At 71.3% G+C, this 22,412-nt stretch carries 15 protein-coding genes and 4 pseudogenes; 11 read left to right on the forward strand and 8 right to left on the reverse strand.

The window, feature by feature from the left end; all coding sequences use genetic code 11:
* Nucleotide 1: 1 nt before the first annotated feature.
* Nucleotides 2-661, forward strand: coding sequence for a GAF domain-containing protein (locus tag G6R25_RS01880; RefSeq protein WP_336500335.1), 660 nt, complete (start codon nucleotides 2-4; stop codon nucleotides 659-661).
* A 539-nt stretch (nucleotides 662-1,200) separates the two neighbouring features.
* Here the strand turns inward: G6R25_RS01880 and G6R25_RS01885 are convergent.
* Nucleotides 1,201-2,142 (reverse strand): lysophospholipid acyltransferase family protein, encoded by a 942-nt coding sequence (locus G6R25_RS01885; RefSeq protein WP_235947107.1) that lies wholly within the window; start codon nucleotides 2,140-2,142, stop codon nucleotides 1,201-1,203.
* 382 nt (nucleotides 2,143-2,524) lie between these two features.
* Between G6R25_RS01885 and G6R25_RS01890 the strand changes: the two genes are divergently transcribed.
* On the forward strand, nucleotides 2,525-5,374 hold the full coding sequence (locus tag G6R25_RS01890) for an MMPL family transporter (protein WP_235947111.1): 2,850 nt from the start codon (nucleotides 2,525-2,527) through the stop codon (nucleotides 5,372-5,374).
* 441 nt (nucleotides 5,375-5,815) lie between these two features.
* Here G6R25_RS01890 and G6R25_RS01895 read toward each other — a convergent pair whose 3' ends face one another.
* From G6R25_RS01895 to G6R25_RS31165, 3 genes and pseudogenes are all read right to left on the reverse strand, one after another.
* Complete coding sequence (locus tag G6R25_RS01895) at nucleotides 5,816-6,505, reverse strand: class I SAM-dependent methyltransferase (protein WP_163551414.1); 690 nt, start codon at nucleotides 6,503-6,505, stop codon at nucleotides 5,816-5,818.
* Between the two features lie 891 nt (nucleotides 6,506-7,396).
* Entirely contained in the window at nucleotides 7,397-7,720 is a 324-nt protein-coding gene (locus tag G6R25_RS31160) for a dienelactone hydrolase family protein (RefSeq protein WP_268903832.1), read from the reverse strand.
* 20 nt (nucleotides 7,721-7,740) lie between these two features.
* Nucleotides 7,741-8,070: pseudogene (locus G6R25_RS31165) on the reverse strand (dienelactone hydrolase family protein); the annotation flags it as partial.
* 550 nt (nucleotides 8,071-8,620) lie between these two features.
* Here G6R25_RS31165 and G6R25_RS01905 point away from each other — a divergent pair.
* Nucleotides 8,621-9,844 (forward strand): annotated as a pseudogene (locus G6R25_RS01905) (LLM class flavin-dependent oxidoreductase).
* Between the two features lie 41 nt (nucleotides 9,845-9,885).
* Nucleotides 9,886-11,231 (forward strand): annotated as a pseudogene (locus tag G6R25_RS01910) (NtaA/DmoA family FMN-dependent monooxygenase).
* Nucleotides 11,232-11,282: 51 nt separating this feature from the next.
* On the opposite strand, the gene G6R25_RS01915 reads toward G6R25_RS01910, so the two are convergent.
* Nucleotides 11,283-12,173: a phosphotransferase family protein gene (locus G6R25_RS01915; protein ID WP_235947114.1), complete on the reverse strand. Its 891-nt coding sequence runs from the start codon at nucleotides 12,171-12,173 to the stop codon at nucleotides 11,283-11,285.
* Between the two features lie 159 nt (nucleotides 12,174-12,332).
* A pseudogene (locus G6R25_RS01920) lies at nucleotides 12,333-13,545 on the reverse strand (acyl-CoA dehydrogenase family protein).
* A 210-nt stretch (nucleotides 13,546-13,755) separates the two neighbouring features.
* Here G6R25_RS01920 and G6R25_RS01925 point away from each other — a divergent pair.
* Nucleotides 13,756-14,394 carry a TetR/AcrR family transcriptional regulator gene (locus G6R25_RS01925; protein ID WP_163551415.1) on the forward strand — a complete coding sequence of 213 codons (639 nt, stop codon included), beginning with the start codon at nucleotides 13,756-13,758 and terminating at the stop codon, nucleotides 14,392-14,394.
* Between the two features lie 35 nt (nucleotides 14,395-14,429).
* Here G6R25_RS01925 and G6R25_RS01930 read toward each other — a convergent pair whose 3' ends face one another.
* Nucleotides 14,430-16,148, reverse strand: a complete 1,719-nt coding sequence (locus G6R25_RS01930) for a class I adenylate-forming enzyme family protein (RefSeq protein WP_163551416.1) — start codon at nucleotides 16,146-16,148, stop codon at nucleotides 14,430-14,432.
* A 252-nt stretch (nucleotides 16,149-16,400) separates the two neighbouring features.
* On the opposite strand from G6R25_RS01930, the gene G6R25_RS01935 reads away from it, so the two are divergent.
* From G6R25_RS01935 to G6R25_RS01950, 5 genes are all read left to right on the forward strand, one after another.
* Entirely contained in the window at nucleotides 16,401-17,528 is a 1,128-nt protein-coding gene (locus G6R25_RS01935) for an amidohydrolase family protein (protein ID WP_163551424.1), read from the forward strand.
* A complete protein-coding gene (locus tag G6R25_RS01940; protein ID WP_235947115.1) occupies nucleotides 17,525-18,388 on the forward strand; it encodes a thiolase family protein in 864 nt (287 codons plus the stop codon). The genes G6R25_RS01935 and G6R25_RS01940 overlap by 4 nt, the downstream gene beginning before the upstream one ends.
* On the forward strand, nucleotides 18,379-18,693 hold the full coding sequence (locus G6R25_RS31170) for a thiolase C-terminal domain-containing protein (RefSeq protein WP_235947117.1): 315 nt from the start codon (nucleotides 18,379-18,381) through the stop codon (nucleotides 18,691-18,693). The genes G6R25_RS01940 and G6R25_RS31170 overlap by 10 nt, the downstream gene beginning before the upstream one ends.
* Nucleotides 18,690-19,118 (forward strand): Zn-ribbon domain-containing OB-fold protein, encoded by a 429-nt coding sequence (locus G6R25_RS01945; protein WP_163551417.1) that lies wholly within the window; start codon nucleotides 18,690-18,692, stop codon nucleotides 19,116-19,118. Before G6R25_RS31170 ends, G6R25_RS01945 begins: the two co-directional genes overlap by 4 nt.
* A gap of 86 nt (nucleotides 19,119-19,204) precedes the next feature.
* Nucleotides 19,205-19,891 (forward strand): FadR/GntR family transcriptional regulator, encoded by a 687-nt coding sequence (locus G6R25_RS01950; protein WP_235947119.1) that lies wholly within the window; start codon nucleotides 19,205-19,207, stop codon nucleotides 19,889-19,891.
* A 76-nt stretch (nucleotides 19,892-19,967) separates the two neighbouring features.
* On the opposite strand, the gene G6R25_RS01955 is transcribed toward G6R25_RS01950, so the two are convergent.
* Nucleotides 19,968-20,969: an LLM class flavin-dependent oxidoreductase gene (locus tag G6R25_RS01955; protein WP_163551419.1), complete on the reverse strand. Its 1,002-nt coding sequence runs from the start codon at nucleotides 20,967-20,969 to the stop codon at nucleotides 19,968-19,970.
* A gap of 200 nt (nucleotides 20,970-21,169) precedes the next feature.
* Here G6R25_RS01955 and G6R25_RS01960 point away from each other — a divergent pair, with 200 nt between their 5' ends.
* Nucleotides 21,170-22,354 carry an acyl-CoA dehydrogenase family protein gene (locus G6R25_RS01960; RefSeq protein ID WP_235947121.1) on the forward strand — a complete coding sequence of 395 codons (1,185 nt, stop codon included), beginning with the start codon at nucleotides 21,170-21,172 and terminating at the stop codon, nucleotides 22,352-22,354.
* Nucleotides 22,355-22,412 lie beyond the last annotated feature (58 nt).

Here is a 22,412-nt window from a genome sequence, read left to right on the forward strand (position 1 = left end):
CGTGGACGGACCCGCGCCGAGCGGACTGCTCGGTCACTCCGTTCCACCCGGGACGGGAATCGGCGGGCAGGTGGTGCGGCATAGCCGCCCGGTCGTCATCAACGACCCGGCTGCAGCGAGAAGAGTTCTTCGTTCCACTGCGCCAACGATCGACAGCAGTGAGCTGGGAGCGATTCTCGCGGTGCCGGTCTGCATGGACAGCGTGGTGGTCGCCGTGCTGTACGGAGCCATGCGAACCGAGGTGCCGTTCACCGAGGCCGCTATCCATGCGGCCATCGCCACGGCTCGACTGATGGAACGCGAGCTGGGCGCAGTCGCTACGCGTACGGAGCCGCTGTCGGCGGTGGTGCCTCCAGGGCATCGCGCGTCGCCTACCAGAGCGGTGGGCGCCGTGCCTCTGCCGCGTTCGCCCGGCCAGTCACAGGAGAGTCTGCGGCTGGCCTACCGGGAGCTTCAGGAGGTCACCGAACATGTGTCCGACCCGTTGCTACGTGGCCGGATCGGGGGCGTATCGGAGCTGCTGCGCGGTCTGCTTGATCAGGAGGCGAAGGTCGGCGGCCGGTTGGCGCTGACCCCACGTGAGCTCGAGGTACTGGCGCAGGATGAGGCGACGGTCGCACGCGCCGGGTACGGGGGCCACGGCGGTGCGCCAGATCAGTGATTCCCCGGTCCAGGCCATGGGCCGGGATAACCCCCGTCTGCCCAGGCTCGCCGCCGTGCGGGACGCCGTGGGTCCCCCCAGGGGTCCGTCGGCTCCACCTGAGTAGTCCTGATGCCGGGCCTGATGGCAGGCCCGGCGGACCGGTCCGACAGACGCGTGACCTGTGGTCCCGGCATCGACGCCCGACTCGGGACTGCTCTGGCGTGCGCGGCCCGATGGTGCCCGAGCAGTCGGGACCGGACCGACCGCGGTCGGTCCCGTCCCCGGTGCACACACCTGTGGCTGAACCTGTAGGTCCCCGGCGGATCGAGCTCGCGGGGCCGGGCTGCCCGGTGTTGGTTGCCGACCGGCGGCGTCCCGACCGTCCGTCGGTCCGTTGAAGTGGCCGGATGGAACCCGTAGCGTCGGCGTCCGTCCGCGAGGTTTCACGCGGGCATGCGCGGGGCTGGTGCGGCCCGCTCCGCCGCACCGGCCCCGCTTCGTCCATCCGCCGCATCGACCAGGGAGATGCGGCGGATGGACGTCCTGTTGTCAGCCGATCATCGGATGGTCATCGGCTGACAAGTCCCAAGGAGGCCTTGAAGCGCTCGGCGTAGATGTCCGCCTGGCGCTGCTCGGACAAGTTCCTGGATGGGCTTCATGATCTGCTCGGTTGCCGCTCGCTGTGCCAGTCCGGTACGTCCGTCGGTCATGCGCGGGAAGGTCAGCGGTTGGCCGAACCGCATCTGGACGCGGCCGGCGCGGGGCAGCCGCCGGTCCATCGGCAGGACCTGGAAGGTGCCGATCAGCCCCACCGGGATGACGGGCACGCCGGTCTCCAGCGCCAGCCGCGCCACGCCGTGCTTGCCGCGATACAGCCGACCGTCCGGCGATCGGGTCCCCTCCGGAAAGATCGCCAGCAGGTCACCCCGGCTCAGTACACCCGCGCCGGCCTGCAGCGCCGCGTTCGCCTTGCGGCGGTTGCCGCGGTCCACGGCGATCTGGCCGGTCGCGGCGACGAACATCTTCCCGGCCATGCCTTTCAGGCCCGGCGTGGTGAAGTACTCGCTCTTCGCCAGGAAGGTGATCCGCCGGTCGGACGCCACCGCGAGGAACACGGCGTCGAGCGCCGAGAGATGGTTGCTGGCTATAATGGCAGGACCATCAGTCGGAATGTTCTCGAGACCTTCGACCAGTGGATGCCAGAAAGCCTGGCATATCGGGCTCAGTACCTTCTTCATGCAGACGTACGAGATTCTCGACCAGGCGTCGGCCCGATGCGCCGCCGGGGCCGCGATCGTGCTGTCGCGCTGTGCGGGCACGAGTTGCGGAACCGCGATGTCGACCTGCCCAACCAAGGTCTGAACCTGTGGCATTGCCGTACCACCTTCGAGATTGGCCCCCCGGCATTCCCTCCCATCAGTGGTACGCCGCCGGAGCCGATCCCCCTTACTCGATCCGCTCGACCATCGCTCGGGATTCCGGGCACTGAATGCCGCCACGTCGGCGGCCGCACTTTTCCCTACCCCCATACGGGGGTATTTCGGAATCGACGACCGCAGGGAGGTCTAGTTTTGAGGTAGCGACCCGGGACGTCCTCGCCGTGCTGCACGTCCGACCCTGCGGCCATCTCGGCGCCGTCGTGCGATCACCGGGCTGCCGGGAGATCCACCGTTGCGGGGGATCCTCGAAGGGAGCGTCATGCCGTCGTTCGCCGATTCGGCGCAGGAACGCGAATCCCGAACCGATCGGGTGGCGTATGCCGCGCTGCCAAGCGAACGCGATGAAGAAGACGAATGGGCGGGCCATCTACCTGCGGAAACAGGAACCGGCGGCGCCAGCCCACCACGGGTGTCGCGCCGGGTTATGGCGTCGGTGGCCTCCATGGCCGGCGTTCCGGCGCCGCCGCGTTCCCTGTTCACGATGGCGGCGGACGTGGCGGTGCTGCACCGTGGCCGACTGCTCGCGGCCGCCTGCCTGCTTGTGGTGGTGCTGCTGCCGTGGAATGCCGGAATCTACCATCAGCTTGCCACCGGCGGCTTCTACGCGCCGGGGGACGCATCGACCCAGGCTGAGCAGCTGCTCGACGCCGAGTTTCCCGACGCGCCCCCGAACGTCGCCGTCATGCTTACCTCGGACGAGGGGATCGACGGTCCGACGCCCCTGCATCTCGGCCGCGAGCTCACCAGGCAGCTGGCGGCAGAGGCCGGGGTGACCTCCGTCCTGTCGTACTGGCTGAACGGCTCCCAGGCCGGCAATCCGCTGCTGCGTGCGAAGGACGGCCACTCAGCGCTCATCGTGTTCCGGCTCACCGGATCCGAGGATCACATCCAGGATCGGCTCGGCACGCTGCACGAGCGCTACTCCCACGTGGGGCCGGGCGTGCAGGTCCGCTTCGGCGGCGCCCCCGCGGTCATGCGCGACGTGACCGAACGCAGCCGGGTTGACCTTGAACGCGGGGAGGTGACCGCCGCCCCGCTGGTCTTCCTCGTTCTGCTCTTCGCCTTCGGGACGGTGGCGGCCGCCCTTCTGCCGGTACTGGTCGGCGTGGTGTCGGTGGTGACGAGCCTGGCGCTGCTGGGGCTGGCCGCGACGCTCACCGACGTCTCCGTCTTTTCGGTGAACCTGACCACTGCGCTGGGCTTCGGCCTTGCGGTCGACTACAGCCTGTTCATTCTCCGGCGGTTCCGGGAGGAACAGGACCGTGGGTTCTTCCCGGGCGCGGCGCTACGCCGGACGCTGGAGACGGCCGGGCGCACGGTCTTCTTCTCTGGGGTGACCGTCGCGCTGTCGCTGACGGCCGCGCTCATCTTCCCGCTCTACTATCTTCGCTCGTTCGCCTTCGCCGGCATCATCGTCGTCGTGACCTCGGAGATCGCGGCGCTGCTCGTGCTCCCCGCGGCGCTGATGGCCCTGGGGGACCGGCTCGATCGTGGGAACATCCGCGCCGCGTTGTCCCGGTGGCGAGGTGCCGGTGGGCGCCAGCCGGCCGGTGCCCGCCGCGCGGGTGGACATCGCTCGCGTGAGGTCTCCGTCGCCGGGCGCGGCTGGACGGCGCTGGCCCGCCGGGTCATGCGGCGGCCGCTGCTGTATGGCGGCGCGGCCATCGCCGTCCTGCTGATCTGCGCCGCGCCGCTTCAACACCTCAATCTGGCGCTGGCCGACGACACGGTGCTGCCGGCCGCCGCGGAATCCCATATCGTGAACGACGCGATGCGCGACGATTTCATCGTCTGCCTGCCCTGCCAGATTCCCATCGTCGTGCCGGGGGTGGACGCGCGCGACCCGGCCAACGCCGCGAAACTGAGCGACTACGCGACTCGGCTGTCCGCGCTTCCGGGCATTGCCCGCATCGACACCGCGACCGGCAGCTTCATGCAGGGAAAGCGGGTCGGTGAGGTACCGAAGGCGCTGACCGGATTCGTGGGCATCCACGGCGGTGCCTGGCTGTCGGTCTGGCAGGGCGACACCTCTCCGGTGTCCGAGCAGGCGAAAGACCTGGTCCGGGAGCTGAAAGCGACCCCGGCGCCGTTCGAGGTCCGCATGGGTGGTCTCGCCCCCCATTTTCTGGACACCTCGCGCACCATCCTGCGCAGTCTCCCACCTGCCTTCGCGGTTGTGATGACCGCCACCTTCATCCTGTTGTTCCTGTTCACCGGAAGCGTGCTGCTCCCCCTCAAGGCGATGTTCCTGAACACGCTCAACCTCGCCGCGACGATCGGTCTGCTCGTCTTCGTCTTCCAGGAGGGCCACCTGCACGGCCTGGTCGGGGACTTCCAGGTCTCGGGAACGCTCGAGATGACGAGTCCGGTGCTGATGTTCTTCATCGCGTTCGGGCTGAGTATGGACTACGAGATCTTTCTGCTCGCCCGGATCCGCGAGGAATACCAGCGCACCGGTGACAACAAGGAATCCGTGGCCATCGGGCTGGGGGTGACGGGGCCGCTGATCACCAACGTGGCGCTTGCCCTTGTGGTGGTCATGATTGCCTTGTCCACCTCCGACATCAGCATGATCAAACTTGTCGGGGTGGGCCTGACCGTTGCGATCACACTCGACGTCACCGTCGTACGGGCGATCCTTGTGCCGGCGTTCATGGCCCTGGCCGGCAAGTACAACTGGTGGGCCCCGGCGCCGCTGCGACGCCTGCACGACCGCTTCGGCCTGCGCGAGGACTCCGGTGAGATGGTTGGCGTCACGGGTCCAGGCGGCGGTCCGCGGGTGGCGCCGGGGCCGCCGGGGTTGGCTGAGGCGAACGGCGTGACCGCGCCGACCGGCCGCGGGGGCCGATACGGCCTGTTGGCCTCCGGTCTGCCCAGCCCCGGCTCGACGGGGCAGACGCATCTCGGCACGGAGCCGCGGGGCGAGAGGCAACTGCCCGTCGGCAGGACCGATCGGACGAACGATGCCGCCGGTCGGGAGGACGACGACCGTCGGCTGCCGGCGCTACCGTCGTATGCGGCGTATGTGACCAACGGCGGCCCGGCCGCGGGCGGACAGTCCGCCCCAGGGCTCCGGATGACCACCAAGATCACCTATCGGCGAGGTCGCGCGGAAGCCGCCGGGTGGGAGAGACCCGCCCCCCTGGAGACCCCGACCTGGCATTACTTCCTGCGCAACAGGTGGCAGGCCGACGGCGCCGCCCCGCCGGTCGTGACCGGCACGCGCGGGTTCGTCCTCGATGGCATCGAGGTGGGCGGCCCCGCGGTGCTCGACGCCGACGCGCACCAGTGATCCGCCGCTAGCCCGCCGGCCAAGTCGTCAGGCTGCGTGTTGATCATTGAGGATGTTCCGCGCGGCGTTGAGGTCCGGTTGTGGCTGACACCGCACGCGGGAGAGGTCCACACCCGGACCTTGCCGGAACCGGGGACGGCCGACGCCACGGCCCCTCCGTTTACCGGACAGCGCTCGAACCAGTTCCGGAACGCGCGTCGGGCGTCCTGGCAGGCCTGCACGAGCACCACCGACGACACCTCACCGAGCCAAGCCCGCTCGGGGGTCTGCTTCGCCAGCGTCACCACCCGGCGCTGCACGTCGGTATCGCCGATCCGTTCCCCGGCGGCCCGTCTGGAGGTGGCGCAAGGGCTCCTGTGAGGGGGCCGGGGTCCCGCCGCAGCGGCTCCAGACCAAGCCGCCTGTCCCGGTGAAGGAGGGGCCGGGCGGCCGGTGGGCGGGTCAGGTACGCCAACCGGCGTAGACGGCGAACCGGCCGTTCTTGACGACGCAGTCGACCGGGTCGAAGCCGGCCTCGGCCAGCCAGGCGAGCTGATCGGCGAGCGGGGCGCACCGGTCGAAGGCCATCCGGCCCAGGGCGCCCTGCCATTCGGCGTCGCCCGCGCCCGCCGCCCGCGCGTACCGCTCGTGCATGTCCTCGTACCGCCGGGTGAGAGCCGGGGTCGGCCCGTCGACCTGCTCCAGGTTCACGAAGACCCCACCTGGACGCAGCACGCAGTGTGCCCGGGCGAACAGGTCCCGCTTGCCGGGGTCGTCGAGGTGATGGATGGCGAGCGCGGAGACGACCGCGTCGTAGGGCCCGGGCGGCAGCACCGAGGAGAGGTCGGCGACAGCGACGGCTTCGAGGAGTTCCGCGGACAGCCGGGTCCGCGCCTTCGCGAGCATGGGTCCGGCGCCGTCGAACAGGTGCAGCCGGACTCCGGGCACCGCGGCGGCGACGGCGGCGGCCAACAACCCGGTTCCCGCACCCAGGTCGAGCACCCTGGGCCGGGTCCCGCCGAGCCGTGCCACCAGTTCGCCGGCCGAGCCGTACAGCAGGTCGAACGAGGGGACGAGGCGGCGGCGCTCCGCGTCGTAGGTGGCGGGATCCCAGATGGGCGTCTCAGAATATGAGATTACTATCTCATTCATTGGACTACTGTACGACGCCGACGGGTATGGAGCGCCGTCGGTGTTCAGAACAGCAGGCTGAGGCCCGTTCGCCGGCCGCTCTTGGCCAGCCGGGCGTAGGCGCCGGCTCCCTCGGCGGCAGAGCGGCCGAGCAGGCGTACGACCTGCGCACCGCGGCGCCGGAGTCGACGGCGGTGGCGGTCGGTTCGGTGGCGTAGGGGGCGGGGCCGGTCGTGCGGGGCCGGTCCGAGGGTTCAGCGCACCTCGGTGAGGGTGCCATTCTCGACCGAGTAGACGAACCTGCGGACCGAGCCCTTGTGCGGGATGAACGGGCTGGCCGTGATGCGGGCGATCGACTGCCGGACGTCGTCGGCCAGGTTCGTGAACGTCTCGACGGCCCACTATCTACTGGGGGGCGTAGACGATTGATGTTGAGAAACGGTCGTGTTGTCGTACCTACCCCGCCGTCGAATCTCGGACCACGAACCTTCACCGGTAACGGCCGGTCGCGATGCGCGGGAAGCGCGTTGCGGTGCGTTTTGCCCGATCCCGGGGCTCAGACCGTGCAAAACGCACCGCAACCTGCCCCCGCCCGGACGGACGACCGCATCCGCGCGCAGCGTCATGCAGAAAGCGGCCGAGCGGCGAGCGGGACAGGCGGCGGTGGAGACGAGCATCAGGTCGATGTGCCGTCTGTGCACCAGCGGCGGCAGAGTCGGCATGTACAAACCGAAACACGGCGAACACGGCTCCGCCACCGCAGGGTTAAGTGACCCATGTCACATCTTCATTGTGGAGCTGAACAAACCCGCCGGTCATGCGGCCCGGCCGACCGGCGAGGAGCTGGCTCGTCGACCAGTGAGGAGCCGACGCGCGACCGGTGAGGAGTCGACGTGCGACCGCGCCGCAGGGTTAGTGGCCGAGATACTCCGCGAGGAATCGTTCGATCCGGACCCAGGCATCGGCGGCGGCGACCGGTTCGGGGCCGATCCCGGCGGCGTGCAGCGCCGGGCGCAGGACTCGCGGGCCGCTCGGGCTGCCGTCGGGTCGTGCGCCGAGGAACGCATGCCCGGCCGTCGGATACTCCTTGACGTCGTGCGGGATGCCGGCCCGGTCCAACGCCGCGGAAAGCCGGCCGGCGGTGCCGCGCAGGACGCGGTCCTGGCCGCCGTAGCTGGCCACCACCGGGGCATGCCGCCCACCTTTCCGTTGCACGCCGGTAAGGTGGTCAGCCACCGCCGCGCGGCCTCGATGTCGTCGAACGCCCGGCCGCGTCCAGAGGTCACCGCTCGCACCGTCGCCACCAGGCAGCGGTGGGCGCCGCCCGCGCTGAACAGGTCCGGGGCCAGGGCGAGGTACCCGAGGTCGGCGAGGCGGTCGGCGATCGCGCGCACGGTCTCGTCCAGGCCCCACGCCTCGTGCAGGACGATCACGCCGGGCCGCGGGAGTCCCTTCACTGGCGGTGCGCCGACCGCGGTCGGGACCGGGTCCCTGGTGGCCGGTCGGGCCAGGTACCCGCGGAGACCCGGGGAGATGCTGAGGATGTCGGCTAATCCTGACAAATCGACCGTACTCACGATGCCCACTCCTCGTCCGCCGGCCGCGCGGGCGACACCGTACCGCGCTTCGCGGCGTTCGCGGGGATGGTGATCCTGGGTCGGCCGTCGCGGCGGAAGCGGAACGCCTGCGAATTATCATTGTAGAACACTCTGTGCTGTACATCACAGCATCTGCTCTTGACCGAGGAAAGTCGACCTACTCAGAGTAAATAGCGTGCGCACCTCGCTGCTGTTGACGTGCCGCCGCTGCATCGATTTCGGACGCGCCGAATCCAGTCGCTGTCGTTGATGCGGAGGTAACCCCGGCATTCCCCGGTGGGCCGGGATCCGTTAACCCCGGCGGCCGGCCGTCTCTCGATCGCCGGGGCCGCCCACCAGGGTCCGCCACCGGACCCGCCGCCGATCGCAGCTCACGGCCGTCGAGTGCGTCTGCCTGCCACCCAGTCCCTCGCCTGTAATCCAGGTCCTGTCCCGGTAGCACAAGGTCAGGCCAGGTCTCGCCCTGCGCCCGCCGTTCGTCAGTCGGTTCCCATCATCTGAGGAGTGCCCGTTGCGCCTCCGTGCAGGATTGCGCCCGATGACCCCCCGCCCGCCGCTGGACCTCGCCCTCGCGCTGGACGGGGCAGGCTGGCATCCGGCAGCCTGGCGGGAGCCGCGCGCGGACCGCGGAACTGCTCGACGCCCGGTACTGGACCGATCTGGTCCAGGAGGCCGAGCGCGGCCTGCTCGACTTCGTCACGATCGAGGACTCCCTCGGCCTGCAGTCGGACCGGTTCGACGGTCCGGACGACCGGACCGACCGAGTGCGCGGCCGGCTCGACGCCGTGCTCATCGCCGCTCGTGTCGCCCCGCTCACCACACACATCGGTCTCGTCCCGTCGATCATCGCCGGGCACACCGAGCCCTTCCACATCTCCAAGGCCATCGCGACGCTGGACTATGTCAGCGCGGGGCGGGGCGGGGCGGGCTGCGGGTCAGGGCCGGCAGCGGTGGGACCGAGGCGGCCCTGTTCGGCCGGCGGCAGATTCCCGGGATTACGGTCGCGGATCTGGACCGGCCCGAGGTCGTCGCGCTGATCACCGAACTGTTCGACGAGGCGGCCGACTACGTCGAGGTCGTCCGCAGGCTCTGGGACAGCTGGGAGGACGACGCCGAGATCCGCGATGTCGCCACCGGTCGGTTCCTCGACCGGGACAAGCTGCACTACATCGACTTCGAGGGACGCTGGTTCAGCGTGCGCGGGCCCTCGATCGTGCCCCGCCCGCCCCAGGGCCAGCCGCTGGTCACGGTCCTCGGTCACGGCACGGTGCCCTATCGACTCGGGGCGCGCCAGGCCGACGTCGTCTACGTGACGCCCCGCGACGCCGACGACGCTCGCCGGATCGTCGGGGAGATCCGGGCCGAGCAGGACGCGGCCGGTCGCGGCGACGAGACCGTGCACGTGTTCGCCGATCTGGTCGTCCACCTCGCCGACTCGGCGGCCCAGGCCGCTGACAACCGTGCCCGGCTCGACGAGCGGGCCGGCGGCCCCCAGGCCAGCGACGCGCACATCGTCGCCGGGACCCCCGGGGAACTCGCCGATCTCCTGCTCGACTGGCAGTCGGTCGGGCTGTCGGGCTTCCGGCTGCGTCCCGCGGCCATCCCGCACGATCTCGAGGGCATCACCCGGGGGCTCGTCGGTGAACTCCAGTCCCGTGGGGCGTTTCGCACCGCCTACGAGGCGGCCACGCTGCGGGGCCTGCTCGGCCTGGCCCGACCCGCCAACCGCTACGCCACAGCGAACTCCACGGCCGCCGTCTAGCCCGCCGCCGGCACCCCTGCACACAACAGCGGAGGATCTCCATGAGCAGGCCGACCAAGCAGATCCATCTGGCGGCGCACTTCCCCGGGGTGAACAACACGACGGTGTGGAGCGACCCGGCCGCGGGCAGCCAGATCGAGTTCAGCTCGTTCGTCCACCTCGCCCGCGCGGCCGAGCGGGCCAAGTTCGACTTCTTCTTCCTCGCCGAGGGGCTGCGCCTGCGCGAGCAGAACGGCCGCATCCACGACCTGGACGTCGTCGGCCGGCCAGACACGTTCACCGTGCTGGCCGCGATCGCCGCGGTCACCGAACGGCTGGGGCTCGCCGGCACCATCAACTCCACGTTCAACGAGCCCTACGAAGTCGCCCGGCAGTTCGCCAGCCTCGACCACCTCTCCGCGGGGCGGGCCGCCTGGAACGTCGTCACGTCCTGGGACGCCTTCACCGGGGAGAACTTCCGCCGTGGTGGCTACCTCGCGGAGCAGGATCGCTACGAGCGGGCCCGGCGCTTCCTGCGCACGGTCTGGGAGCTGTTCGACTCCTGGCGCGGCGACGAGATCGTCGCCGACAAGGACACCGGGCAGTTCCTGCGCGAGCCGCGGCCGGGGGCGTTCGCGCATCACGACGACTTCTTCGACATCAGCGGTCAGTTCAACGTGCCGCGCAGCCCGCAGGGCCGGACGGCGAACTCCCGGCCGGCGACTCCGACGCCGGCCGGGAGTTCGCCGTCTCCTCGGCGGATGCGATCTTCAGCCGGCACAGCACGTTCGAGGACGGCCAGGCCTTCTACGCCGACATCAAGGGCCGGCTCGCGAAGTTCGGCCGTCGGCCCGACCAGCTGGTGGTCCTGCCGGCGGCGACGTTCGTCCTCGGCGACACCGACGCCGAGGCGCGCGAGCGGGCCGAGGTGATCCGCCACCAGCAGGTCAGCGGGGCGACGGCGATCCTGTTCGCCGAGCAGCTGTGGAACCGGGACCTGTCGGCCTATGACCCGGACGGGCCGGTCCCCGAGGTCGACCCGCTGCCGGGAGAGAACACGATCTCCAAGGGGCGGGCCAGCGTGCGGATGTTCGACGACCGGCTGGACACCGTGCGTCGCTGGCGTGAGCTGAGTGAGGCGAAGAAGCTCTCGCTGCGCGAGGTGGTCATCGAGGTCACCGGGCGGCAGTCCTTCATCGGCTCGGCCGCCACGGTCGCCGAGACCATCAACCGGTTCGTCCAACAGGACGCCGGCGACGGCTTCATCCTCGTCCCGCACATCGTCCCGGGCGGCCTGGACGAGTTCGCCGACCAGGTCGTGCCGCTGCTGCAGGAGCGCGGCGTCTTCCGCGCCGAGTACACCGGCACGACCCTGCGCGAGCATCTCGGCCTGGAGCTGCCCGGCTGAGCCAGCTCCGGGCGAGGGCGCCAGCCCCGGGTGAGGGTGCCGGGGGGCGGTTCAGCCGGCGAGTGCGCGCAGCCCGCCCGCGGCGAGCGCCGGCACGGCCTGGCCGACGAGGTCGAAACCCTCGCCGACGGTGTTGCCGGCGAGGTGCCGGGCGTGGATGCCCTCGGCGATCACCACCAGCTTGAAGTAGCCGAGCGCCAGGTAGAAGTCCATGTTCACGATGTCCCGGCCGGACTCGCGCGCGTAGATTTCGATCATCTCGTCCCCGCCGGGCATCCGGTCGCTCGCCGCGGCCGCCGAGCCGCCGAGCACCGGATCGAAGTCCGGGTCGCGGTAGACGACGGTGAGGCCCAGATCGGCCAGCGGGTCGCCGAGCGTCGCCATCTCCCAGTCCAGCAGGGCCCGCACGACGCCGATATCGTCCGGGTCCACCACGAAGTTGTCGATGCGGGCGTCGCCGTGCACGATCGATGCGTCGCTCTCCACCGGCACCGCGGTGTCCAGCCGGGAGTGCAGCGCGTCGAGGTCCGGCAGCGGCCGCGTCCGCACCCGCTCCCACTGCCCCCGCCAGCGGTCGACCTGGCGGCGCAGGTAGCCCTCGGGCGGGCCGAACTGCTCCAGCCCGACGGTGCGGTGGTCCACGGCGTGCAGCTGGGCGAGGGTGCGCAGCAGGTTCTCGGCGCAGCGACGCACGTCGGCGTCGGAGTAGGGGGCGAGGTCCGCCCGGCTGCGCAGGACCACCCCGTCGACCAGGGAGACCATCGCGAACGGCACCCCGAGCACGGCGGGGTCGTCGCAGTAGACGACCGCCTCGGCCACCGGGATCGCGGTGTCGTGCAGCGCGGCCACCACCCGGTACTCGCGCCGCATGTCGTGCGCCGACGGCGTCAGGTTGCCCAGCGGCGGCCGGCGCAGCGCCCAGTGTGCGACGTCGTCCCACACGTGGTAGGTCAGTCGACCGGCCGCCGCTGAGCAGAGTGGCGCGCAGCGGTCCGGACCGGCCGGCGACGGTGGCGTCGAGGTGGGCGGACAGCGCCGCGAGGTCCAGGCCCAACGGGGAGACCAGCCCCTCCTCGGTGCCGTGCGGGGGATCGAGCGCGGTCATGATGCCGACTCGAGGGCGCCGGTCGCCTTCAGCCGCTGCTTGACCGCGCGCCGGGCGAGCGCCCAACGATGGGTCTCCGACGGCCCGTCGTAGATCCGGAAGGCACGGACCTCGTTGAGGTAGCGGCCCAGCAGCAGCTCGCCGGAGACGCCGGCGGCGCCGCAGACCTGGATGGCCAGGTCGACGACCCGCCAGACCGCCTCGGCGACGAACGTCTTGGTCATCGCGGTGGACTGGGCCGCGCGCAGGCCCTGATCGAGCTCCCAGCAGGCCTGCAGGATGAGGCTGCGGGAGGCGGCGATGTCGATCTCCGAGTCGGCGATCATCTGCTGCACCATGCCGAGCTCGACGAGCTTCGAGCCGAACAGCCGGCGCTCGGCGGTCCGGTCGATCGCGATGTCCTGGGCGCGGCGCGCGATGCCGAGCCAGCGCATGCAGTGCGTCATCCGGGCCGGGTCGAGGCGTACCTGCGCGTAGGCGAAGCCCTGGTCGAGCTCGCCGAGGATCGCCGAGTCCGGCACCACGCAGTTATCGAAGATCACCTCGCAGTGGCCGCCGATCATGGCCTGGTCTAGGGTGTCGATGTGGCGGACGACCTTCACGCCGGGGTTGTCGGCGTCGACGAGGAACATGGTCGCGCCGCCGACGGTGCCGACCTTGCCGGAGGTCCGGGCGAAGCAGATCGCGTAGGCCGCGCCGTCCGCGCCGGTGGAGAACCACTTGTGGCCGTCGATGCGCCAGCCGTCGTCGACCTGGACGGCGGTCGTCGACAGCGCCGCCGGATCCGAGCCGGCCCCGGGCGCCGGCTCCGTCATCGCGAAGTACGACCGGACCTCGCCGCTCGCGAGGGGGCGCAGGTACTGCTCCTTCTGCTCATCGGTGGCGATGATCTCGAGCATGTGCATGTTGCCCTCGTCGGGCGCGGAGCAGTTCAGCGCCAGCGGCCCGAACAAGGAGTAGCCGGCGGCCTCGAACACGGGTGCCCGCGCCGTCATGCCGAGCCCGAGGCCGCCGTACTCCTGGGAGACGTGCGGGGCGAACAGCCCGGCGTCGCGGGCCGCCCCTTGCAGCCGCGCGCAGCGCCTCTCCGCCGGCTGAGACCACCCCGGCGTACCGCTCCTCCTGCGGGATCACGACGTCGCGGACGAAGGCAGCCGTACGTTCCACGAGGTCGACGACCTCCGGCGGCTGCGAAAAATCGATGGCCATCACGGTCTCCCGCCTCGGTGCGAGCGCCGGCCCCCGGCTGGACGGGTCGACTGGAAAGGCTAATGCTCAGTAGCCTTGATAGCGGAGGTAGGTGGTGGTCCGCCAGGATTGAGGGAAATTTATGCCTGCTAGCATGGTCAAAACGCGGGGGCGATCCGCCGGCCCGTGGCTACAGATCCCTAGTCGCAGCGGTTGTCGTGGGCGGGATGCATGAGCGGATCGGACAGGGCATTGCTGGCGCGGCCGCAGCTCACCCCGCGGGGACGGGCAATCCGTGCTGCCGCGCTGACGTTGTTCGCCGAGCGCGGCTACGAGGCCACGACGACGACGGAGATCGGCGCGGCGGTCGGCATCCGGGGGCCGAGCCTGTACAAGCACGTGAGTTCCAAGCAGGACCTGCTGGCCGCGATCATGCTCGAGGTGATGGACGACCTGCACGACGTCCACGCCCTCGCCGTCGCCGGCGTCGACGACGTCGCGGACCGGCTGCGCCGCGCGGTGGAGGCCCACGTTCGTTTCCACACCCGCCGTCGGCTGGAGGCCTTCGTCGGCAATCGGGAGATCCGCAGCCTCAACGAGGCCAACCGGGCGGCGGTCGTCGACCGGCGCAGCAGCTACGAGCGGCTCTTCCGGGGCATCGTCGAGGAGGGGGTCGCGGCCTCCCGGTTCCACGTGGCCTCGGTCAAGCTCGCCTCGTATGCCCTGCTCGACCTCGGAATGGGGGTCGCCGCCTGGTACCGCGAGGACGGCGACCTGAGCGAGGACGAGATCGTCTACACGTACGGCCGGTTCGCCCTCACCCTGGTCGGTGTGGCCGGTGTGGCCGGTGTGGCCGGTGTGGCCGGCTGACCTCTGCGGCGCGGGCTGCCGCTCGGCGCTGTGCATCAGTCGCCCGCGCGTTCGCCGGTCCCGGTGCGGTGGTGGGCTCCGCCGGCGTGCAGGTCCGCGCGCAGCTCGTGCTTGCGGACCTTGCCCGCCGCGGTCCGCGGGAGGTCGGTGACGATCACGAGTCGTTCCGGGGTCTTCTGCTTCGCGGCGCCGGCGGCGGCGAAGTGCGCCCGCACGTGGTCGAGGCCGAGGACCGACCACGGACGCGGCAGGACGAAGACGCAGACCCGCTCGCCGGTACGGTCGTCCGGTTCGGCGACGGCGGCCGCCTCCGCCACGGCCGGATGCGTCATGAGCAGGTCCTCGACCTCCTTCGAGGAGACGTTCTCCCCGTTGCGGACGATGATGTCCTTGATGCGATCGGTGATGGTGAGGTAGCCGTCGGCGTCGACCCGGCCGATGTCGCCGGTGCGCAGCCAGCCGTCGGCGGTGAACGCGGTCGCGTCGGGTGCCGGATCGCGGTAGCCGGCGAACAGCTCCGGGCCCCGGGTGACGATCTCGCCCTCCTCACCGAGGCCGAGGTCGTGACCGGCGGGGTCGAGGACGCGGACCTCGCTGCCCGGCATCACCCGCCCGTCCGTGGCGGCCCGCCTGCCGAGCGGGTCGGTCGCGCCGCCCGAGCTGATCGTCGGATGCTCGCTGGAACCGTAGGCACGGTAGGCGCTGACACCGGCGCGCTCGGCCCGCTCGACGAGGGCGGGGGACACGCTGGCCCCGCCGACGAGGAAGTCGCGCAGCGGGCCGAGGCCGCGAACGTCCCGCTGCGCCGCGTCCAGCAGCGCGGTCAGGTGAAACGGCACCCCCGCGGACGCGGTCACGCCGTGGGCGTGGACGAGCCCGATCGCCTCCGCCGCGTCGAATCGTTCGAGGAAGACGGTCGGCAGCCCGTCGAGGAGGGTCCGCAGCAGCACACTCAGCCCGGCTATGTGACCGGGCGGGAACAGGTCGAGGTAGCCGAAGTCGGGTTGGCCCGCTCGCAGGCTGCGCAGCGAGGCGACCTCGGCGGCGACCGAGCGGTGGGTGTGGGTGACGCCCTTGGGCGCGGCGGTCGTCCCCGAGGTGTAGACGAGCACGGCGACCTCGTCGAGCGGCCGGGCGCACGGCGCCAGCGGCGGGGCCAGTTCGAACTCGCGCCACGGCACGGTGCCGGCAGGGGAGGTGGTGCTGTCGGCGATGGTGACGACGTGGCGCAGGGCCGGCAGCGCGTCGGGCGTCCCGCGCAGCTCGGCGATCTCCGCCGCCCGCCGCGTCGGCAGGATGATCGCGCTGGCCCCCGACTGCCGCAGGATGAAGGCGACCTCGCGGATCCCGTAGATGGGGACGATCGGCAGCAGCACCGCCCCGCACAACAGCACCGCCGCGTGCGCGACCGCGCTCTCGACCCGGCTGGTCAGCTGCAGCGCGACGACGTCTGCCGGGCCGATCCCGCGGGCGGCGAGGCCGCCCGCCACCCGGGCGGCCCGCTCGTACAGCGTGGCCAGGTCCGTGGTGAACGTGCCGGCCGGACCGCGGAAGACCAGCCGGATATCCGGATGGTCCGCCGCGCCCAGGTGCAGCAGCTCGGCGAGCGAGAGCGGTGCGATCTCGGGCAGCGGCCGGACCGGCGTGAGGGACCGCGCCGGGCTGGTGGCCGACGGTGCTCCGACGGCCGTGGTTGGTTCGACGGCCGTGGTTGGTTCGACCAGGTGGGCAGGACCAGCGTTCTCCAGGTTCACCGGTGCTCCTCTGGTCCGCGCGAGCACGGCGACCGCCACATCGAAGCAAAGTATACCTAGTTCACTATGAGTGCAGGGTCGGAGCCTACTGCGATCGGTCGGGCTGGTGGTTGCGAACAGTTCTCTCAGGTATCTAAGATAACTACGTCATCCGGGTTGCCCTTGATGTCACCACGGAGTTCCGGCGACAGCACGGGATCCGAGCGGCAGGCACCCGACTTCACGGCGCGACCCATGCGGAGGCAGGACGACATGGCAAAGATCTGGGCGAACTCCGGTGACTCGCACTTCCTGGAGCCCGACGACCTGTGGCAGGCGAACCTGCCGCCCCGCCTGGCCGAACTCGTCCCGAGGGCGGTGAAGGACCCGGACGGCACGTACGAGACCGTGTACGTCGACGGCCAGTCGTTCCGCTGCAAGCTTCCGAACGTGGCGGCCCAGGAGTTCCTCGACGAGAGCAGCCGGGCCCCGGGAGCCCGGGACGCGACCCTGCGCCTGGCCGACCTCGACACCGAAGGCGTCTGGGGCGAGCTGGTGTTCCCGTCGCTGGGCCTGTGGAGCTCGTCGTTCCGTACCCCGGAGGTCCTTCGCGAGGCGTTGCGGGTCAGCAACGACTGGGCGATCGAGGCGATCATGAAGGTCTCGCCGCGCCTGGTCCCGACCGCGCAGGTCTCCACGCTGCAGGTCGACGACGCGGTCGCCGAGCTGGAGCGCACCGCCGAGCTCGGCTACCGCGCGGTGTTCCTGCCGACCACCCCGCATCCGCTGGCCGACGACTGGAACCGTGACTCCTGGGAGCCGTTCTGGGCGGCGGCGGAGGCGGCGAACATGGTGCTCGCCTTCCACGTCGGCACCGACCCGATCGACATCGGCTTCGCGCAGGTCGGCGTCGTCTACCGCGGCCCCGGCGGCGCGGTGCTGAACTACACCGAGACGACGTTCTCCGGCCAGCGGGCCGCGATGAAGCTCGTCGCCTCCGGGGCGCTCGACCGCCATCCGAACCTCAGGGTCCTCGTCGCCGAGGGCGGCGCGACCTGGGTGCCCTTCCTCGCCGACCGGATGACCGAGGGCTACCGCCAGCACCACATGGCGGTGCGGCCCAAGCTCAGCCGCAGCCCCAAGGAGATCCTCTACTCGCAGGTGTATGCCTCCTTCCAGCACGACGCCTCCGCCGTCGCCGCGCTGACCGGTATGGGCTACCGCAACGTCATGTGGGGCAGCGACTACCCGCACATGGAGGGCACGTTCGGCCACACCCAGGAGACGCTGCACGGCCTGTTCGACGGCGTGGCGGACGACGTCCGCAAGCGGATCACCGTCGACACGTTTCTCGAGCTGTTCCCGGGCGTCGGTGCGCCGAACGTGGCAGCGGCGGCGTGAGCGCATCGGGCCCGTTCGACACGGCGATCGTCGGCGTCGGCGCCACGCCGTACTACCGGCGCGGCGGCTCCGCGCCGCAGACCATCACCGAGCTCGCGGGCAAGGCCATCATCGCCGCGTGCGAGGACGCCGGCCTGTCGGTCAAGGACATCGACGGCTTCGCCTACTACTCGGGGGCTGGCGCCGGCTACGGGCAGTCGATGGACACCGCCAGGTTCATGGAGACCCTCGGCATCCCCGAGGTGACCTTCTCCGCCGCTCTCACCTCGGGCGGCGGCGGATCGGCGGGGTCGATCGGCCTGGCCCGCGCGGCGATCCTCGCCGGGGATGCCACCGTCGTCGTCACCGTGATGGCGCTGCAGCAGGTCAAGCAGCGGCTCGGCACGATCTTCGGCTCGGTCGCGCCGAGCCCGGAGAACTCGTTCCTGCAGCCGTCGGGGCTGGTCGGCCCGGGGCATCTGATGTCGGTGCTGGCGCGGCGGCACATGTACAACTACGGCACCCGCCGGGAGGCGTTCGCCGAGATCGCCCTGTCCAGCCGGGAGAACGCACTCACCCGACCCAAGGCGATCATGCGGACTCCGCTGACCCTGGACGACTACTTCAACGCGCGGATGATCGCCGATCCGCTGTGCCTGTTCGACTTCTGTCTGGAGACCGAGGGCGCCGTCGCGGTCCTCACGACCAGCGCGCAGCGCGCCAAGGACCTGCGGCGCACGGCGGGGTGCGGGAGTGGGGCCGGGCGTTCGCCTGGTACGGGATGCCCGACGAGTACTTCGCCTCCTCCGGGCACGCCCCGATCGCCCGGCGGCTCTACGCCAAGGCCGGGATCGCCCCCGACGACCTCGACGTGGCGCTGATCTACGACCACTTCACCCCCATGGTCCTCATGCAGCTCGAGGACTACGGCTTCTGTAAGAAGGGTGAGGGCGGCCCGTTCGTCGAGTCCGGAGCCAACCGGTACAAGGGCGGCTCGATCCCGGCCAACACGCACGGCGGCCAGCTCTCGGAGGCTTACATCATCGGCATGACGCACATCGTGGAGGGCGTCGAGCAGATCCGCGGCACCGCCGTCAACCAGGTGCCGGACGCGAAGCTCGCGCTCGTCACCGGCGGGCCGGCCGCCCTGCCGGTCAGCGGCCTGATCCTGGGACGGATGCCATGACCACCCTGACGACGACCCTGCCGCCCGCCGGCATCCAGATCACCACCGACTCGGCGACCGAGCCGTTCTGGCAGGCGGCGAAGGAGAATCGGCTGGTCGCGCCGAAGCGCGCGGACTGCGGGACCTTCCGGCCGTTCTGCCCGAACTGCCAGTCCCAGAACGTCGACTGGGTGACCCTGTCCGGGCGGGCGACGGTGTTCAGCTTCAGCATCGTCGCCGGCGTGCCCGGCCAGCCGGAGCTGACCCTGGCCGCCGTCGTCGTGGACCTGCCCGACGCGCCGGGCGCACGGCTGGTGAGCAACGTCGTCGACGCCGATCCGAGCGCGGTCCAGATCGGGACGCCGTTCGTCGTCGACTTCGTCGAGATCGCCGACGGCTGGAAGCTGCCGGTGTTCCGGGTCGCGGCCGACGCCGTCGGCGGGTGAGCGCGAGCGGGCCACGCGTGGGTATCTGAAAGTAGTATCTCGCGCACATCACGCTTGAGTGGGGGCGCATGGAGCGGGTGGCCGCGGTGAGCACCGCGTCGGCGGTCGCCCACGTGCTGCGCGAGGAGATCCTCGGCCGCCAGGACGGCGACCTCTACCTGGGGCAGGAGGACGAGCTGCTGGCCCGGTTCGGGGTGAGCCGGCCGTCGCTGCGCCAGGCGGTGCGGCTGCTGCAGGCCGAAGGGATCCTCACCGTCCGCCGCGGTCATCACGGCGGGTTGTATGGGCAGCGCCCGGACGCGGCTGGTGTCGCTCACATGGCGTCGGTGTTCCTGCGGACCCGGCGGGCCTCCCTCGCCGACATCAGCGCCACCTACACCCTCATCACCACGCAGTGCGCCCGACTGGCGGCGCTCAACCCGGACGAGGCCGAGCGCCGCCGGCTGCTGACCTTCGTCGAGCAGACCGCCGGCGGCAGCCAGCGCGACCACGCCCGGGCCCGGGTGCAGTGGGGGATCCTGCTCGCCGAGCTCGCGCGCAGCCCCACCCTGCAGCTGTTCGAGGATGTGCTCGGTTCGTTGTCGCGCTACCCGACCACGCAGCCCCTCCTGCTGGACCCGGACAGCATCGCGCTGGCCTGCGAGCAGTGGCGGCAGATAGCCGAGGCGGTCCGCGACGGTGACGCCGACACCGGGGCGGCACTGTCCCGCGAGCACGGCGACGCGCGGGTCCGCTACATCCGCGACCTCCCCGAGGACCTCCTCGGCTGGTGAGCCCGGCGGCCGGACGGCACGCCGGCGGGCGGGGCTGCCGCAGCCGTCCGGGCGTCGTCGAGGCGTCGTCCAGGCGTCAGGCAGCGGCGACGGCGCTCATGAGGCGCACCGTCGACTCGGCGTAGCGGGCGCGGCGCCGGTCGCTGACCATGAATGCCGGACTGGACAGGAATGCGAGGTCGGGCAGGGCCTTGCGGGCCGCCAGGCGTTGCTCGGCCTCCCGGAGGTCGCCGCACAGGGCGATCGCGTCGAGCATCTCGTCGCTGACGGCCGCGGCCATCCCCGGGATGTCCCCGGAGCGGAACGCGGTGCGGATCGCGGCCACCTCCTCGCCCCAGCCGTGCAGCTCGACGAGGGTGTCGTAGGTCTTCACCGTGAGGTAGAAGGCGATCTGGAGCCGGGCGTCGCGCCGTCCCCGCTGCGGGTCCTCCTCGTCGACGGCGGTGATGAGCCAGCCCCAGCGGCGCAGCGACTCCGGGTCCCGCCCGGCCGCGGTGGCGCCCTCGTGCAGGTTCGGGCGGACCGTCTCCGTCCACCACCGGTCGGTGAAGATGCCGTGGCCGAGGATGCCGTCGGCGGTCCGCCCGGCGGCGGTCACCATCCGCCGGTTGAACGAGCCGAGCAGGATCGGCACGTCGAGCCGGCCGAGGACGGGGGCGCGGATGTCGGCGTGGATCGGGTAGAACTCGCCCTCGTGCACCACGGGCGGCCCGTTCTCCGCGGTCAGGTAGGCGCGGATCGCCCCGACGAGGTCCTCCATCCGCCGCACCGGCTCGCTGGCCGCGGACGCGAACCAGTCGGTGTTCATCCGGTAGGTGCCGGACCCGAGGCCGAGGAAGATCCGCCCGGGGGCGCGCGCGGACAGGTGCCGCAGCGCCGAGGCGTGCACGAACGGCGAGCGGGCGAACGCGTAGGCGATGCCGGGCCCGACCAGGGCCCGGCGGGTGGCGGCGACCATCTCGCCGGTCGTCAGGTAGGAGTTCGTGTCGGCGAACTCGCCGGCGCAGAAGGCGGTTGCCCCAGCCTGTTCGGCCAGCTCCGCGACCTGCGGGCCCGGCCAGGGAAGTCCCCACTGCATGTGTCGCCACCTCCGGGTCGGGAGCCCGGCGTCCCGGCGGCGCCGCGGCCGCCGATCGGCCGGTGAGCGCCGTCGCTCCAGTTCTCGCCTTCCTCGCGAACTTAGTAAACCATGTAACCTTGCAGCGATGTTCACGCGGCGGCGTCCGTCGCCGAGGACGGGGCCCTCCCATGGACGCGGTCTGCAGGCGAGGAGGAGGCGTGGTGGCAGCCGTGGAGACCGTCGACCGGCCCCGGCAGGGCGAATTCCTCGGCCCGCTGCGGGAGTTCCTGGCCGCGCACGCGGGCGCGGCGTCCCGTGGTGGTACCGCGCGGCTCACCTGGGCCCGCGCCTTCCATGCCGACCTGACCGACGCGGGGCTCGCGGCGCCAGGGTGGCCGAAGGAGGTCGGCGGCATGGATCTCTCGCTGCCCGACCAGATCGCCTACCACCGGGAGATGACGAAGGCACGTGCCTCCAGGCACCCGTGCGGCCTGTCGTTCATCGTGGCCCCCACTCTGATCCGCCACGGCACGCCGGCGCAGAAGGACCGTTTCCTGCGCCCGCTGCTGCGCGCGGACGAGTTCTGGTGCCAGGGCTTCTCGGAGCCCGGCGCCGGCAGCGAGCTGACGGCGCTGTCGACGAGAGCCGTGCGCGACGGCGACCACTACGTCGTCACCGGCCAGAAGCTGTGGACCAGCCAGGCGCACCTCGCCGACTGGATGTTCGCGCTGGTGCGCACCGGTGAACCGGGCCCGAAGGGGATCAGCTACCTGCTGCTGTCGATGACCTCGCCGGGGTTGACGGTGCGGCCGCTGCGTGACATCAGCGGTGGCACGCACTTCGCCGAGGTGTTCCTCGACGAAGTGCGCGTGCCGGTCGAGAACCTCGTCGGCCAGGAGAACGAGGGCTGGTCGATCGTGCGCACGAGCCTCGGCCACGAGCGGGCCACGGCGTTCCTGTCGGATGAGTTCCGCTACCGCCGGGTGGTGACCGAGCTGATCGCGCTCGCCGCCACGTCGCCGGCCGGGGACGACCCGGTGGTGCGCCAGGACCTCGCGCGGATGGAGGCGGGGGTGCGCATCCTCGCCTCGAACAGCCGCCGGGCCCTGGAGACGGTGCTCGCCGGACGCGATCCCGGGCCCGCGTCCTCGGTCAACCGGCTGATGCGCGCGGAGTTCGACCAGCGCCTGCACGAGGTGGCGCTGCGGGTGATCGGGCCGGATGCGGTGCTCGGCAACCGCGAGCCGACCGCGCCCGAAGGCGGCCGGTGGACCTACGGCTACCTGATGAGCCGGTCGGCGACGATCGGTGCCGGCACGGCCGAGATCCAGCGCAACACGATCGCCGAGCGGGTGCTGGGGCTGCCCGCCCCGCCACCGGTGCCGGGGACTGGACGCGGGTGAGGCGCCGTGGTGCCGCCGGGCGCCGGGCCGGGGCCGCAGGACGACGAGGAGTGAGGTG

The sequence above is a fragment of the Candidatus Frankia alpina genome (genome assembly GCF_902806485.1).
GTDB classification, from domain to species: Bacteria; Actinomycetota; Actinomycetes; order Frankiales; family Frankiaceae; genus Frankia; species Frankia alpina.

Bases quoted from the DNA above. Each gene is read 5' to 3' on its own strand.
- G6R25_RS01925 (WP_163551415.1), top strand. From the start codon at position 13,756: ATGAGCGGATCGGACAGGGCATTGCTGGCGCGGCCGCAGCTCACCCCG.
- G6R25_RS01890 (WP_235947111.1), top strand. From the start codon at position 2,525: ATGGCCGGCGTTCCGGCGCCGCCGCGTTCCCTGTTCACGATGGCGGCG.
- G6R25_RS01895 (WP_163551414.1), bottom strand. From the start codon at position 6,505: ATGAATGAGATAGTAATCTCATATTCTGAGACGCCCATCTGGGATCCC.
- G6R25_RS01935 (WP_163551424.1), top strand. From the start codon at position 16,401: ATGGCAAAGATCTGGGCGAACTCCGGTGACTCGCACTTCCTGGAGCCC.
- G6R25_RS01945 (WP_163551417.1), top strand. From the start codon at position 18,690: ATGACCACCCTGACGACGACCCTGCCGCCCGCCGGCATCCAGATCACC.
- G6R25_RS01955 (WP_163551419.1), bottom strand. From the start codon at position 20,969: ATGCAGTGGGGACTTCCCTGGCCGGGCCCGCAGGTCGCGGAGCTGGCC.